At 67.3% G+C, this 12,285-nt stretch carries 10 protein-coding genes; 3 read left to right on the top strand and 7 right to left on the bottom strand.

Annotation, left to right across the window (positions count from 1 at the left end; translation table 11 throughout):
* Positions 1 to 8: 8 nt before the first annotated feature.
* From E5P3_RS30815 to E5P3_RS30800, 4 genes are read right to left on the bottom strand one after another with little or no spacing between them, the layout of a single operon-like run.
* Positions 9 to 464 carry a YidB family protein gene (locus tag E5P3_RS30815; RefSeq protein WP_162589430.1) on the bottom strand — a complete coding sequence of 152 codons (456 nt, stop codon included), beginning with the start codon at positions 462 to 464 and terminating at the stop codon, positions 9 to 11.
* A 48-nt stretch (positions 465 to 512) separates the two neighbouring features.
* Positions 513 to 1,874 (bottom strand): M20/M25/M40 family metallo-hydrolase, encoded by a 1,362-nt coding sequence (locus tag E5P3_RS30810; protein ID WP_162589429.1) that lies wholly within the window; start codon positions 1,872 to 1,874, stop codon positions 513 to 515.
* 41 nt (positions 1,875 to 1,915) lie between these two features.
* A complete protein-coding gene (locus tag E5P3_RS30805; protein ID WP_269474000.1) occupies positions 1,916 to 2,650 on the bottom strand; it encodes a 16S rRNA (uracil(1498)-N(3))-methyltransferase in 735 nt (244 codons plus the stop codon).
* Positions 2,647 to 3,741: an aminoglycoside phosphotransferase family protein gene (locus E5P3_RS30800; RefSeq protein ID WP_162589428.1), complete on the bottom strand. Its 1,095-nt coding sequence runs from the start codon at positions 3,739 to 3,741 to the stop codon at positions 2,647 to 2,649. Before E5P3_RS30800 ends, E5P3_RS30805 begins: the two co-directional genes overlap by 4 nt.
* A 92-nt stretch (positions 3,742 to 3,833) precedes the next feature.
* Here E5P3_RS30800 and E5P3_RS30795 point away from each other — a divergent pair, with 92 nt between their 5' ends.
* The 3 genes from E5P3_RS30795 (at position 3,834) to rsmA (ending at position 8,515) form a co-directional block, all read left to right on the top strand.
* Positions 3,834 to 6,224, top strand: a complete 2,391-nt coding sequence (locus E5P3_RS30795; RefSeq protein WP_162589427.1) for an LPS-assembly protein LptD — start codon at positions 3,834 to 3,836, stop codon at positions 6,222 to 6,224.
* A 13-nt stretch (positions 6,225 to 6,237) separates the two neighbouring features.
* Positions 6,238 to 7,653, top strand: a complete 1,416-nt coding sequence (locus tag E5P3_RS30790; RefSeq protein ID WP_162589426.1) for a peptidylprolyl isomerase — start codon at positions 6,238 to 6,240, stop codon at positions 7,651 to 7,653.
* An 85-nt stretch (positions 7,654 to 7,738) separates the two neighbouring features.
* Positions 7,739 to 8,515 carry a 16S rRNA (adenine(1518)-N(6)/adenine(1519)-N(6))-dimethyltransferase RsmA gene (gene rsmA / locus E5P3_RS30785; protein ID WP_162589425.1) on the top strand — a complete coding sequence of 259 codons (777 nt, stop codon included), beginning with the start codon at positions 7,739 to 7,741 and terminating at the stop codon, positions 8,513 to 8,515.
* A gap of 308 nt (positions 8,516 to 8,823) precedes the next feature.
* Here rsmA and E5P3_RS30775 read toward each other — a convergent pair whose 3' ends face one another.
* From E5P3_RS30775 to E5P3_RS30765, 3 genes are all read right to left on the bottom strand, one after another.
* Positions 8,824 to 9,258, bottom strand: coding sequence for a barstar family protein (locus tag E5P3_RS30775; RefSeq protein ID WP_162577690.1), 435 nt, complete (start codon positions 9,256 to 9,258; stop codon positions 8,824 to 8,826).
* A gap of 47 nt (positions 9,259 to 9,305) precedes the next feature.
* A complete protein-coding gene (locus E5P3_RS30770) occupies positions 9,306 to 9,719 on the bottom strand; it encodes a ribonuclease domain-containing protein (protein WP_162589424.1) in 414 nt (137 codons plus the stop codon).
* A gap of 181 nt (positions 9,720 to 9,900) precedes the next feature.
* Positions 9,901 to 12,240, bottom strand: coding sequence for an NADP-dependent malic enzyme (locus E5P3_RS30765; RefSeq protein WP_162589423.1), 2,340 nt, complete (start codon positions 12,238 to 12,240; stop codon positions 9,901 to 9,903).
* Positions 12,241 to 12,285 lie beyond the last annotated feature (45 nt).

Here is a 12,285-nt window from a genome sequence, read left to right as displayed (position 1 = left end):
AGGCGAGCTCAGCCCTTATGCAGCAGGCTGCTGAGCGAGGACAGCAGCTCGTCCTGGTTGCCCAGGCCTTCCGCCGGCGCCTGGCCATTGGGCGTGAGGCGGTCGACCAGCATGGGCAGCAGCGTGGCCAGCATCGGCAGCAGCGTGGCGGCGTTGAGGCCAAGCTTCTGCGCGAGGCCGGAAATGACGTCGCCGCCCAGCGCGTCCTGCAGTTGCCCGCCCGAGACCGGCTGGTTCTCGCCCTTGCCGATCCACGAGCCGATCACGGCGCCCATGCCAGCCTGTTCGAACCTGGAGACCAGCCCGCCGAGCCCACCTACTTCGCCGTTGTCGGCGAGCAGCCCGCCGAGCGCGCCCGCAAGACCGCCGCCGAGCGCATCGAGGCCGTCCAAGCCTCCGTTCTGGGGTTGCTGGGGCTGCGCGCCGCCGAGCACTTGTCCGAGTACCGAATCGAGCAATCCCATGGTGGGCTCCTGAGTGAATGAACGAGTGAGTGAGAGGGAAAGCGCCGACTACGGTTTCGACCGCGGCGGACGCTTGTTCAGGAGCGGCTCGCTCACGCCCTGCACGCCGACTAGGCCGAGCACGGTCGCGAGGGCATTCTGCGCGCCTTTCCAGCCGTCTGTCACGTCGATCCACTCGGACAGCGCATGGAAGCCGCCGGTCCTGCCGCCGCCGCCGATGATGATGGCCGGGATGCCGAGCGACATCGGCACGTTGGCGTCGGTGCTGGCGCCCGTCAGCAGGGTCCTGTGGCCGAAAGCGCTGTTGGAGCGCACCGCCGCTTCGACGATGACCGAGTCCGATGGCGTGCGACCGCCCGGGCGGTCGCCGATCAGCTTGTTGCTGACGCTGAGCGTGCCGACGTTCCAGCGCTTGTTCTCTTCCGCTACTGCCTCGTCGATCGCGGCCAGCACCTTCTTTTCGGTCTCGAGCAGTGCGCCCATCTCATCGGAGCGGATGTCCACCGCCATGCGCGCATCGGGCGCGATGGTGTTGACCGAGGTGCCGCCACCGACAGTGCCCACGGTGAAGGTGGTCTTGGGGAAACTGGGCGTCTTGATCTCGGCGATCTTGGCGATCGCTCGGCCCATGCCGTGGATCGCGCTGGGCACTTGGCCGAAGGCCGCGTAGCTGTGGCCGCCCGGGCCCTTGAAGCTCACCTCGTAGCGATGGCTCGCGGTGCCCAGCACCAGCACCGTGCCCTCGGGTGCGGGCTCCACGCCCACCATGCCGTCGATGTCGAGATGGTCGCGAAAGATCGCCTTCATCCCACGAAGATTGCCCAATTCCTCTTCGCCCACGTTGCCGACGAAGAGCAGGTCGCCCACGGTCTGGACCTTGCTGTCGTTGAGCACCTTGAGCCACGACAGCAGTACCGCGAGGCCGCGCGTGTCGTCCGAGATGCCGGGCGCGTAGAGCTTGCCGTCGCGCTCCTTCACCTTGACATCGGTGCCGGCGGGAAAGACCGTGTCGAGATGGGCCGAGACCAGCAGCTTGGGGCCGTTGCCCGTGCCCTTGCGCAGGCCCACCACGTTGCCCTCCGCATCGATTCGCGCATCGCTGAGCCCCAGCGCCTTCATGCGTGCGAGGAAGGCCTCCGCGCGCTTGTGCTCCTTGAAGGGCGGCGCCTCGATCTCGGTGAGCATCCGGAGGTCTTCGACCGAGCGCTCGTGATCGGCCTTCAGCGCGTCGAGCAGTTGCTTGACGGCCGGCGCGGCCAGCAGCTGCGTGTAGGCCTGGTCGACCGCCGGCTTCACCTGGGCGGGGGTCGGCGCAACGGCCGTGCCTTGGGCCTGGACGGGACCCGCGGTCCACAGGACGGCGAGCACGAGGGGCGCAAGGCGCAATGGCGCAGGCAGGAGCGAGGGCATGTGTGGCGAAGGGCGGTGGAGAAAGAGGGCAGGGATTCCGATCAGGGGTGCGCCAACAACGCAAGCGCCGCCAGTGCCGCGGTCTCGGCACGCAGCACGCGAGGGCCGAGCGTCAGCGGCGCGAAGCCGCGCACGGTCGCGTCGCGCTCCTCGGCTGCGCTCAGCCCGCCCTCGGGGCCGCTGAGCACACAGGCGCCGCGCAGGCCGGCGCCCGGGACGCCGTCACGGATGTCGCGCAGGCTGCGCGCGCCGTCGGCCAGGCTGAGCACGAAGCGCTCGGCATCGTCGATCGGCGGCGATTCGATCCAGCCGGCCAGCGCGCGCACCGGGTGGACCAGCGGCACCCGGTTGCGGCCGCATTGCTCGCAGGCCGCGATGGCTATCGCCTGCCAGTGCGCGCGCTTCTTGTCGGCGCGCTCGCCGGCCAGGCGCAGCACGCCGTGCGCGGTCATCAGCGGCTGGATGCTGGCGACGCCGAGCTCGGTCGCCTTCTCGACCAGCCAGTCCATGCGCTCGTTGGCCGGCATGCCGATCGCCAGGTGCACGGCGCGCGGCGCCTCGCGCTCGATCTGCGCGTGCGCGCCGACCTGCACCGTCACTTCGCTGCGCCCCATGCGCTCGACGGTGGCCGCGTACTCGCCGCCGCTGCCGTCGAAGAGCGTGAGCGCATCGCCGGGCTGCATCCGCAGCACCTGCACATGGCGTGCGGCGCCGGGCGGGAGCGCCATCGTGCCTTGCGCGGCGAGGGCCGTGGTGCTGTGGAAGCGCGGCGTCACATCCGCCCGTACGCGAAGCCGCTGACCGGCCGGGTACCTTCGATCTCGTCGATGGCCCGCAAGAGCGGCGCCAGCTCGCGATAGCGGCCCGCGGTCGCGCGGATGTACGCGAGGAAGCGCGGCGTGTCGGCCAGGTAACGGGGCTTGCCGTCGCGCAGCGTCAGCCGCGCGAAGATGCCTGCGACCTTCAGGTGGCGCTGCAGGCCCATCCATTCGACTGCGCGGTAGAAGGCGCCGAAGTCCTCGTCGACCGGCAGGCCGGCCTTGCGCGCCTTCTCCCAATAGCGCACGGTGAGGTCGAGCACGAAGTCCTCCTCCCAGCTCAGGAAGGCATCGCGCATCAGGCTCGCGATGTCGTAGGTAATGGGGCCGTGTACCGCGTCCTGGAAGTCCAGCACGCCGAGTGCCGGGCCGCCGGTGATCATCAGGTTGCGCGGCATGAAGTCGCGATGCACGTACACGCGCGGCGCCGCCAGGTTGTTCTCGACGATCAGCTGGAAGCTGCGTTGCAGCCGGTCGTGCAGCGCGCCTTCCACCGCCAGGCCTCGATGCCGCGCCACGTACCAGTCGGGGAACAGTGCCAGCTCACGCTCAAGCAGCGCCCGATCGTAGGGCGGCAGCACCTGCGGCCTGGACGCCAGCTGCCAGCGGATCAGGGCATCGACCGCCTGGGCATAGAGCGGGCGCGCGGCCTCGGGATCGGCCGGGTCGATCACCTCGAGCATGGTCTGGCGGCCGAGGTCGTCAAGCAGCAGGAACCCCCGGTGTTCGTCCCACTCGAGCACCTGCGGCACGGTCAGGCCGGCGTCGCGCATCAACCGGGCGACCTGCACGAAGGGGGCGCTGTTCTCCTGGGCGGGGGGCGCGTCCATCACGATGCGGGTGGCGGCCGCGTCTTCGGTATCGATGCGGAAGTAGCGCCGGAAGCTCGCATCCGCCGAGGCCGGGCGCACGGTCGCCGGCAGCAGCCGGTGCCGCGGTCCGACCGCGGCCAGCCATTGCGCGAAGGCCTGGGCGCGTTCCGGATCGCTCCAGCTGATCGTTGGGGATGGCGTCGGGGTGCCGCTGTCCGGGGGCAGGGAAGCTGTCATGGATAATCGATTCTACAAATCCACCCGGCGGGGACTCCCGCAACCCCGGGTCCCCCGGCGCACCATTCCCCGAAGATTCCCCTTCCGTACCGATGCCTGACCTGACCCGAGCTGACTGGCGCCGGTGCCGACCGCCTCTGCCGCTGGCCTTGTTGACGCTGGCGCTGCTGCAAGCCCAGAGCGCGTCGGCACAGAACGCCGGCCTGGACGCGCCGATCACGCTGAAGCGAACGCCGCAATTGCTGGAGACGATTCCGAAGACCCAGCGCGGCGAGCTGCCGACCTTCGTCGACGGGGACCGCATGTCCGGCCGGACCGATCTCGAAACCGTGGTCGAAGGCAATGCCTCGCTGCGCCGGGGCGACACGGTGATCCACGCCGACCGGCTCGAGTACTACCAGCCCGAGGACCTCGCCAAGGCCAGCGGCAATGTGCGCGTGAACCAGGCCGGCAATGTCTACGAGGGTCCTCAGCTCGAACTCAAGCTCGAGACCTTCGAAGGCTTCTTCAACAAGGTGCACTACCGCTTCCTGGCCTCCGGCGGCGAGGGCGACGCCGAGCGGATCGACTTCGTCGACAGCAACGTGTCGGTCGCCCGCCAGGGCACCTACACCACCTGCCGGCGCGAGGACTACCCCGGCTGGATGCCGGCCTGGATGCTGAGTGCCGCAACCTTGACCACCGACACCGAGGAGAACGTCGGCGTGGCCACCGACGCGCGGATGAGCTTCATGGGCATCACGACGCCGCCCTTCCCGTCGCTGAGCTTTCCGCTCAGCAACGACCGCAAGAGCGGCTTCCTGCCGCCGACCGTTGGCGTCAGCAGCGTCAACGGCGTGGACATCACCGTCCCCTACTACTGGAACATCGCACCCAACCGCGACGCGACCTTCTACCCCGAGATAATGGGCAAGCGCGGCATCAACCTCGGCAGCGAGTTCCGTTACCTCGAGAAGGACTACAGCGGCGACATCCGGGTCGACTACATGCCCACCGACAGCCTGCGCAACCGCAAGCGCTGGGGCATCTGGACGAATCATTCACAGACCTTCGACCCCAAGCCGCTGGGGCTGGACGCGCTGAGCGCCTCGATCAGGTTCAATCGCGTGAGCGACGACGATTACTGGCGCGACTTCACGCGCACGCCCTCGCTCACGACGCGCCTGCTGTCGAACGATGCCTCGCTCAACTGGACGAAGGGCGACTGGAACGGCGTTGTGCGCACGCTGAAATACCAGACGCTGCAATACGACCAGTCGCCGATCATTCCGCCCTACGACCGCCTGCCGCAGATCACCGCGAACTACTACAAGTACGACTGGCACGGCTTCGACTTTTCGCTCAACACCGACTACACGCGCTTCCGCGGCGACCCGGTGCAGCAGAGGCAGCCCAACGGTGAACGGGTGTACGCGCAGGCCGCGCTGAGCCGCCCCTTCCTCACGCCCGGCACCTACGTCATTCCCAAGATCCAGCTGCATACGACCAGCTACCAGTTCGAAGCGCCGCTGTCCAACGGCGCGAACTCGGCCAGCCGCACAGTGCCCACCTTCAGCCTGGACAGCGGCATGATCTTCGAGCGCGACGCCAGCTTCTTCGGACGCGCCTTCCGCCAGACGCTGGAGCCGCGCGCCTTCTACGTCTACACGCCCTACCGCGACCAGAGCCTGTTGCCGAACTACGACTCGGCGGCCAACGACTTCAACTTTGCGACCGTCTACACCGAGAACGCCTTCTCCGGCAACGATCGCATCTCCGACAGCAACACGCTCACGGTGGGCGTGACCTCGCGGCTGATCGATCCCGAGAGCGGCGCCGAGGCGGCGCGCTTCGGGGTCGCGCAGCGGCTGCGCTTCAAGGACCAGCGCGTCACGCTGCCGGGCACCACGGCCGTCACCGACCGCGTCAGCGACCTGCTGTTCGGCGCCCAGATCAACTGGACCCCGCGGTGGAGCGTGGACGGCACCGTGCAGTACAACCCCGACGACCACAAGTCGACCCGCACGGCCCTGAGCGCGCGCTACAACCCTGGCCCCTATCGCAATATCTCGGCGGCCTATCGCTACCAGGCGAACTCGACGCCCACTGTCAACGACGGCAACAAGTCGCTGGACGTGAGCTGGCAGTGGCCGCTCAACGACCTGTGGGGCGACAAGGGCAAGGACCTCGGCCCGGGCCGCGGCCAGGGCGGCGGGCGCTGGTATGCCGTGGGCCGCCTCAACTACAGCCTGCAGGACCGCAAGCTCACCGACGGCGTGCTCGGCGTCGAGTACGACGGCTGCTGCTGGATCGGGCGCGTGGTCCTGGAACGTCTCACCACTGGCCAAGCCACGGCCAATACGCGCATCATGTTCCAACTCGAGTTCGTCGGCTTCGCCGCCATCGGAGCGAGTCCCATGCGCACCTTGACCCAGAACATCCAGCGCTACCAGCCCCTGCGGCAACCTTTCCCTGCCCCCAGCCGCTTCACCAACTACGACTGAGCCCCTCCTCGCCATGAATCACATCCGCTCCATCCTCACCCTGGCGTGCCTCGCAACGCTGGCCGCGGCGGCCGGTGCGCAAGGACAGGCGGGCTCGCGCCCCGGCGTCGGCATCACGGACATCATGCGCGGCGGCCCGCGCCTCGCGCCCGTCCCCGCCGCGCCGCGCGCCGCCCCAGCGCCGGCGGCCCCGACAACGCAGCGCTCGGCCGAGTACATCGTGGCGCTCGTCAATTCCGAACCCATCACCAACACGGACGTGCAGTCGCGCGTCGAGCGCCTTCTCAAGGAGAACGCCGAGGCGCAGCGCGTGCCGAGGGCGGAACTCACGCGCGTGGTGCTGGAGCGGCTGATCGCCGAGCGCACCCAACTGCAAGCCGCCAAGGAGGCCGGCATCAAGGTCGACGAACTCGCCATCGACCAGGCCGAGCAGACCGTCGCGCGGCAGAACCAGATCAGCCTGACCGAGCTGCGCAGCCGCATCGCGTCCGAGGGCATCTCTGTGCAGACCTTCCGCAACGACCTGCGCGACCAGCTCCTGCTGACGCGCCTGCGCGACCGCGAGATCGAGGCCAAGGTGAAGATCAGCGACGTCGAGGTGGACCAGTTCCTGCGCGAGCAGCGCAACGGCGGCAATGCCGCGGTGCCGTCGAACATCAACATCGCCCAGGTGTTGGTAGCCGTGCCCGAGAACGCCACCGAGGCGCAGGTCGCCCAACTGCAGCAGCGCGCCCAGGGCGTCGCGCAACGCGCGCGCGCCGGCGAGGACTTCGCCAAGCTCGCTCAGGAATTCTCCGATTCGCCCGATCGTGCCAACGGCGGTGTGCTGGGCATGCGCAGCGCCGACCGCTATCCCAGCCTGTTCGTCGAGGCGACGCAGTCGACTGCGGTCAACGGCATCGCCGGACCGATTCGCTCCGGGGCAGGCTTCCACGTGCTCAAGGTGCTGGCCAAGAGCCAGCCCGGCTCGGCCGACGCGGTCGTCACACAGACCCACGTGCGCCACATCCTGCTGCGCAACGATCCGAAGCGCACCACTGCGCAAGCTGTGGCGCAGCTGGCGGAGTTCAAGGAGCGCATCCAGAAGGGTGCCGATTTCGCGGGACTGGCCCGCGACAACTCGCAGGACGCCAGCGCCAAGGAAGGCGGCGACCTGGGCTGGTCGCACCCCGGGCAGTTCGTGCCCGAGTTCGAGGAGGCGATGAATCGACTGGCGCCTGGGCAGGTCAGCGATCCGGTCGTGTCCCGTTTCGGCGTGCACCTGATCCAGGTGGTCGCGCGCCGCGACGCCAAGTTGAGCCAGGCCGAGCAGCGCGAAGCCGCCCGTGCCGTGCTGCGCGAGAAGAAGCTCGAGGAAGCCTACGAAACCTGGGCGCAGGAACTGCGCACGCGCGCCTACGTCGAGTACCGCGAGGCGCCGCAACAATGACGCTCACCCCCAGGCTCCTTCCTCGGCTGGGGGGCGTGAAGCGCGGCAGGGCAATCGAGATGACAAGGCGCTGCGGCGGCCATCGGTGAAGCACATTGCGCGCAAGCGCTTCGGACAGCATTTCCTGTCCGATGCCGGCATCATCGATGCGATCGTGCGTGAGATCGCGCCGCGGCCCGGCGATGCGATGGTCGAGATCGGGCCGGGCCTCGCGGCGCTGACCCAGCCGCTGGTCGAGCGCCTCGGCCGGCTGACCGTGATCGAGCTGGACCGCGACCTGGCGCAGCGACTGCGCGCGCACGGCCAACTCGACGTGATTGAATCGGACGTCCTGAAGGTGGATTTCGCCGCCCTGGTAGCCCGCCTGGAGTTGCCGCCGGCCACGGCGCTGCGCGTGGTGGGCAATCTGCCCTACAACATCTCGACGCCCATTCTTTTCCACCTGCTGGACTTCGCGCACCTGATCGCCGACCAGCACTTCATGCTGCAGAAGGAAGTCATCGACCGCATGACCGCGCAGCCGGCCACCTCGGACTACGGCCGCCTGAGCGTGATGCTGCAGTGGCGCTATGCGATGGAAAACGTGCTTTTCGTCCCGCCCGAGAGCTTCGATCCGCCGCCGCGGGTGGACAGCGCCGTGGTGCGCATGGTGCCCTTGGCCAAGCCGCCGTCGGTCGACCAGGCTCGGCTCGGCGAGATCGTCCAGGTCGCCTTCAGCCAGCGCCGCAAGCTGCTGCGTCACAGCCTGGGCAAATGGCTGGAGCAGCATGGCTTTGCCGGCGAGTTCGAAACTCAGCGGCGCGCCGAAGAGGTGCCCGTGGCCGAATACGTCGCCCTGGCACAGTCAATCCCGCACCAATAGAAAAGCCCGTCGAAGACGGGCCTTTCTGTTCGCGAGGGCCACCGCGCCCGACTGCCCCGCAAGGGGACTGGCGAAACGACGCGATGTGTGCGCGGCCCCGGGGCGAGCCTACTATGCGGCGGCGAGCCAGTAGCCCGCATTGAAGGGGCTGCTCATGCGCAGCGCCAGGGGCGACACGTCGACCAGCTTGTCGGTGGGCATCTTTTCTGCCGCCGGGTCGCTGTTGTTCTGGAGTTCGATGCCCGAAACCGATTCGGTGCCGTTAGCCTCGTTCGCCCGTTCTGCTTGGCTGGTGGGTGCAGAACGGGCTACAGAAAAGAATAGAAGCACCGAAACGGTATCTTCCGATCGCCCCAGTAGTCCGCGGCGTCGCGGAAGATGTCGAGCAGCTGCTCGCGCGCTTCCTTGTCGAACTTGGCGTTGGCCGGAATCTGCTCGAGCACGATGACGAAGCCGGGCTGCGGGCCCGATTTATGCAACGGGTCGGTCATGCAGTCGTACAGCGCATCGAAGTTCTTGCCGAAATGCTGCGGAAAGGTGAACTGTTGAGCGATCAGGTCCAGCACGTCCTGCTTCGATTGGGCATTGCCCAGATTGGCATAGAGGAAGTGCTGCCCGGCCGCGTGTGCCGCCTCCTGCAGATCGCTCACGCGAAATGCACGAATCGATTGCACGATATTGGGTCGCACGCCCCGAAGGGTGGGGGTCATCTCCGCTGGTCTTTCCATAGTTGTCGTGGTCATCTTTACCTCAGGGCGCCTGGGTGCGCCGCTCCAATCCAGTTCATCGCTCATGGCACGATCCGCCTGAAACTCGCGTAATGGTCTGCCGTGTACCAGCACACCGACGGCGCCGTCCGCTCGCCTCCGCAGACGATGCGCCGTGCGCCGCGATCCCGCGAGCCGGGTGTTTCGACCGTGTACTCTCGGTAATGGCCCCGGCGCTCTCGCGGCAAGAGGCGTTCGCGATTGCCGAACACCGAGCCGTCCTTTTCATATCGGAAGGGGCCACCGTTCAAGATGGCTCCATAAGTGCGCTGGCCCTGCACCGGCAATTCGGCCAGCGCGACCGTTTCCTGTGCCGACCGATCGGCGCGGGTGCCGATCCATTCGCGGGCCTGGGCTCCGGCGCCCAGGGCCATCAGCAAGAGGCCAGTGAGCGCTAATTTGGAGACCGGGAACGTGATCGAGGCGTAAGCCGCCATGGGGCACCAGAAGGAAAAGAGCGAGGGCCGAATCGCAGGTCAACCTCCGGGTTAACCCGCAAATTCAAGGCCGCAAGTGTGCCCTAGGGGCGCACAAATAGCAAGCGCCTGCTCAATCTTTGAGCAGGCGCCAGGGTCTCGTTGGTGGATCTGAAGTTAGCGACCGCTGTCGCACAAAGGCTTAACGCTCGGCGTTGGCATCCGCCACCGTCAAGGCCGTCATATTGACAATGCGGCGCACCGTGGCGCTGGCGGTGAGGATGTGCACAGGTTTGGCCGCCCCGAGCAGCACCGGACCGATTGCGATGTTGCCGCCGGCTGCCGTCTTGAGCAGGTTGTAGGAAATGTTGGCCGCATCGATGTTCGGGAATACCAGCAGATTGGCGTCGCCGGCCAAGGCGCTGTGCGGCATGACCTGGGCGCGCTGCTTGCCGTCCAAAGCAACGTCACCGTGCATTTCTCCGTCGACTTCCAGCCACGGCGCCTGCTCGCGCAGCAACGCCAGCGTCTGGCGCATCTTGACCGCGCTCGGGTGCTCACTGGTCCCGAAGTTCGAATGCGACAGCAGTGCGGCTTTCGGCTTGAGGCCGAAGCGCATCATTTCTTCGGCCGCCATGGTCGTGATCTCGGTCAGTTCCTCGGGGGTCGGGTCGTAGTTGACATGCGTGTCGACCAGGAACACCTGCCTGTCTGGCAGCAGCAAGCCGTTCATGCAGGCATAGATCGGCACGTCCTGGGGCGTGCTTGCGCAACCGCCGGCGCGCTTGCCGATGACTTGGTCGATGTAGCGCAGATGCAGCGCGGTCGTGCCCCAGGTGCCGCAGATCAGCCCGTCGACGTCGCCCTTGTGCAGCAGCATGGCGCCGATCAGCGTGAGGCGGCGGCGCATCTCGATCTTGGCGACCTGCACCGTGATGCCCTTGCGTTCGGTCATCCGGTGATAGGTTTGCCAGAAGTCGCGGTACCGGTGGTCGAAGTCGGTGTTCACGACGTCGTAGTCGAGCTCTTCCTTGAGGCGCAGGCCGAACTTCTCGATGCGCTGGGCAATGATCGCCGGCCGGCCGATCAGCGTGGGCCGGGCGATGCCTTCGTCGACCACGATCTGCGCTGCGCGCAGCACGCGTTCTTCCTCCCCTTCGCTGTAGGCCACCCTCTTCTTCGGCGCCCGCTTGGCGGCGTCGAATATGGGCTTCATGGTGGTGCCCGAGGCGTACACGAAGCTCTGCAGCTTGTCGCGGTAGGCGTCGAGATCGGCGATCGGCCGCAGTGCGACGCCACTCTCGGCCGCCGCCCTGGCGACCGCGGGCGCGATCTTCATCATGAGCCGGGGATCGAAGGGCTTCGGAATGAGGTAGTCGGGGCCGAAGCTCAGCTTCTCTCCCACATAGGCTGCCGCCACGCGCTCGCTCTGCTCGGCTTGTGCGAGTTCGGCGATCGCGTGCACGGCTGCGACCTCCATTTCGTCGGTGATGGTGGTCGCGCCGCAGTCCAGCGCGCCGCGGAAGATGTAGGGGAAGCACAGGACGTTGTTGACCTGGTTCGGGTAGTCGGTGCGGCCGGTGGCCATGACGACGTCCTCCCGCACCGCCTTGGCATCCTCGGGCGTGATTTCCGGATTCGGATTGGCCAGCGCAAAGATCACCGGCCTTGCCGCCATCTTGGCCACCATCGCGGGCTTGAGGACCCCGCCGGCGGAAAGGCCGAGGAACACGTCGGCGCCTTCGATCACCTCGGCCAGCGAGCGCGCCGAAGTCTTCTGCATGTATTGGCGCTTGTCGTCGTCCATAAGCTCGGTACGGCCTTCATAGACCACGCCGGCCAGGTCCGTCACGAACACGTTCTCGCGTTTCAGGCCGACCTTCAGCAGCAGGTTGAGACAGGCCAGCGCCGCAGCGCCGGCGCCGGAGGTGACCAGCTTGATCTGCCCGATGTCCTTGCCGACCACCTTGAGCCCGTTGAGCATGGCGGCGGCCACCGTGATGGCCGTGCCGTGCTGGTCGTCATGGAAGACCGGGATCTTCATGCGCTTGCGCAGCTCGCGCTCGACGTAGAAGCAGTCCGGCGCCTTGATGTCCTCGAGGTTGATGGCGCCGAAGGTCGGCTCCAGCGCGGCGATGACTTCCACCAGCCTGGCGGGATCCTTCTCGTCGATCTCGATGTCGAACACGTCGACGCCCGCGAACTTCTTGAAGAGCACGCCCTTGCCCTCCATCACCGGCTTGGAGGCCAGCGGCCCGATATCGCCCAGGCCCAGCACCGCGGTGCCGTTGGTGATCACCGCGACCAGGTTGCCGCGTGCGGTGTACTTGAAGGCATTGACCGGGTCCTTGACGATCTCCTCGCAAGGCGCTGCCACGCCGGGCGAATAGGCCAGCGCCAGGTCGCGCTGGTTCATCATCTGCTTGGTCGCCGCGATCGCGATCTTGCCCGGAACAGGAAGCTCGTGGTACTCGAGTGCTGCCCGGCGCAGTTCGGCGCGCTTGTCTTCGGGCGTGGGGATCGGGGAGGTCAGATCGGACATGTGCCTTGGCTCCGTGCAACGCTTCTTGTAAGGGGCGCCGATTGT

The organism is Variovorax sp. RA8, assembly GCF_901827175.1.
Lineage (GTDB): Bacteria > Pseudomonadota > Gammaproteobacteria > Burkholderiales > Burkholderiaceae_C > Variovorax.
Note: the sequence above shows the minus strand (reverse complement) of the source record. Positions and strands in the feature narration are given on the sequence as shown.